The organism is Roseateles chitinivorans, assembly GCF_002761755.1.
GTDB classification, from domain to species: domain Bacteria; phylum Pseudomonadota; class Gammaproteobacteria; order Burkholderiales; family Burkholderiaceae_C; genus Roseateles; species Roseateles chitinivorans.
In genome coordinates this window covers 1-2,763 of record NZ_PEOG01000143.1, presented here as the reverse complement: position 1 = coordinate 2,763, position 2,763 = coordinate 1, and the positions used below count along the sequence as shown (strand labels likewise).

The window sequence follows — 2,763 nt, the reverse complement described above, 5'->3', positions numbered from 1 at the left end:
GGGGCGCCCGCGCTGCCGGCGCCCTCCGCCGCGAGCTGCGCGCTGTACTCGCGCACGTCCTGCGTGATCTTCATCGAGCAGAACTTGGGCCCGCACATCGAGCAGAAGTGCGCCACCTTGGCGCTGTCCTTGGGCAGCGTCTCGTCGTGGAACTCGCGCGCGGTCTCGGGGTCCAGGCCCAGGTTGAACTGGTCCTCCCAGCGGAACTCGAAGCGCGCCTTGGACAGCGCGTCGTCGCGGGCGCGCGCCGCCGGGTGGCCCTTGGCGATGTCCGCCGCATGCGCCGCGATCTTGTAGGCCATCAGGCCCTGCTTCACGTCGTCGCGGTCGGGCAGGCCCAGGTGCTCCTTGGGCGTCACGTAGCACAGCATCGCGCAGCCGAACCAGCCGATCATCGCGGCGCCGATGCCGCTGGTGATGTGGTCGTAGCCGGGCGCGATGTCGGTCGTCAGCGGCCCCAGCGTGTAGAACGGCGCCTCGTCGCAGTGCTTGAGCTGCTCGGTCATGTTGGCCTGGATCATGTGCATCGGCACGTGACCGGGGCCTTCGATCATCGTCTGCACGTCGTGCTTCCACGCGATCTTCGTCAGCTCGCCGAGCGTGCGCAGCTCGGCGAACTGCGCCTCGTCGTTGGCATCGGCGAGCGAGCCGGGCCGCAGGCCGTCGCCCAGCGAGAAGCTGACGTCATAGGCCTTCATGATTTCGCAGATCTCTTCGAAGTGCGTGTAGAGGAAGTTTTCGCGGTGATGGGCGATGCACCACTTCGCCAGGATCGAGCCCCCGCGCGACACGATGCCGGTGCGGCGCTTGACCGTCATCGGCACGAAGGGCAGCCGCACGCCGGCGTGGATGGTGAAGTAGTCGACGCCCTGCTCGGCCTGCTCGATCAGCGTGTCGCGGAAGAGCGCCCAGGTGAGGTCCTCGGCCACGCCGCCGACCTTCTCCAGCGCCTGGTAGATCGGCACGGTGCCGATGGGCACGGGGCTGTTGCGCAGGATCCAGTCACGCGTCGTGTGGATGTTGCGGCCGGTGGACAGGTCCATCACGGTGTCCGCGCCCCAGCGCGTCGCCCAGACGAGCTTCTCGACCTCTTCCTCGATGCCGGAGCTGACCGCGGAGTTGCCGATGTTGGCGTTGACCTTGACCAGGAAGTTGCGGCCGATCGCCATCGGCTCGAGTTCCGGGTGGTTGATGTTGGCCGGGATGATGGCGCGGCCGCGGGCCACCTCGTCCCGCACGAACTCGGGCGTGATGATCGCGGGGATCTGTGCGCCCAGGCCCTGGCCGCGCAGGCGCTGCTCGCGCTCGCTGTCGGCGAGGTACTCGTGCATCCAGGCGCGGCGGCCGTTCTCGCGGATCGCGACGTACTCCATCTCGGCGGTGACGATGCCGCGGCGCGCGTAGTGCATCTGCGTCACGTTGCCGCCGGCACGGGCGCGCCGGGGCGTGCGGTTCAGCGCCGCGCTCTGCGCGCGCAGCGCCTGCTGCTGCGCGGCTTCCCGCAGGCCGTCGTCGAAGAGCTGGATCGGGCGGCCGGTGTAGGGCTCGGTGTCGCCGCGCGATTCCACCCAGGCGGCGCGCGTCGCGGGCAGGCCGCGTCGCACGTCGGTGGTGACCGCGGGATCGGTGTAGGGACCGGAGGTGTCGTAGACGGCGATGCGCTCGCCGTTGGTCAGCGCGATCTCGCGCAGCGGCACCCGCAGCTGCGGATGCAGCACGCCCGCCTCATGCGTCTTGGTCGAGGCCGGCAGCGGCGCGCGGCTGGCGGCGAGGCGGTGATGGAACTCCGCGGCGGCATCGGGGCTTGCGGCGGTCGGGGGCAGGTCGTGCGTCAGGTCCAGCATCAGGGTCTCCGGTTGGGCGCCGGAGGCTGGACTGAAAGGCACGCGGGCGTGACGAACAGGACCCTTCTCGTGGAGCGGCGCACAGGCGGAGCGCGAGAACGCGCGCGGATCGCCGAGGTGCGCCTGGAAGGGCGGGCTCTTCTTACGCCGGTACGAACCGGATCAAGTTCAGCGGGTCCACAGCTTCATCGCCATGTCTCAGCCCGTGCCGCCCCGCGCTGTCGCGCGGATCGGCCCAGGGCACCCCGGAGCAGGCGCGCAGTATAGGCCGGTCCGCGCGCGACCCCGCGAGATCGTGACTTCCTCGACGCCATGGGCCTTGCGGCCCGCTGTTACATCCTGATTCCGGGCAAACCCCGAGGCGTCGTCACGGTGGTGACTTCTTACACTGCGGCGCTCATGCCGGGGCGCGAGAACCAAGACCAAGAACCGTAGACAAGACCGGCGTTGTCTCCAAAAGAGAGCAACCAGCGCAATCGAGAGGGTGGAGTGATGAGCAGCCGTAGTCTCCTGAACGTCCGGCGTCGCGGTCTGGCGCTGTGCCAGGTCTTGAGCTTGTCCCTGGTCGCGATGGCCGCGCAGGCGCAGACGGCGACGCCCGCCGCGCCGGCCGATCCCAAGGCCTCCATGAGCGATGTCGACCGCGCCAGGCGCGATGCCGACAAGGTCTTCCAGTGGATCAAGTTCCACGCCGAGAAGGGCGAGAAGAAGACCCCCGAACGCCACGACGCCAAGGCCGAGGCGCCCAAGCCTGCCGCTCGTCCGGTGGCCACGGCCGCGCCGGCTCCGGCGCCCGCTCGCCGTCAGGATCTCGATCCCGCCTCGGAACGCGCGCTCGCCGCGCGCAGTGCCACGCAGGAGGCGCCCGCGATGGCGGCGGCCACTGCCCCCGCGCCGATCACGACGACGCCGACCCAGC

Annotated in this window: 1 protein-coding gene, 1 pseudogene and 1 riboswitch; of the genes and pseudogenes, one reads left to right on the top strand and one right to left on the bottom strand. The window is 70.0% G+C overall.

Annotated features, from left to right (window positions below):
* On the bottom strand, positions 1-1,844 hold a 1,844-nt coding region (gene thiC / locus CS062_RS24975; protein WP_099864547.1), incomplete at its 3' end, for a phosphomethylpyrimidine synthase ThiC.
* A gap of 122 nt (positions 1,845-1,966) precedes the next feature.
* Positions 1,967-2,102: riboswitch (TPP riboswitch) on the bottom strand.
* Between the two features lie 234 nt (positions 2,103-2,336).
* Between thiC and CS062_RS24970 the strand changes: the two are divergent.
* Positions 2,337-2,763 (top strand): annotated as a pseudogene (locus CS062_RS24970) (hypothetical protein); the annotation flags it as partial.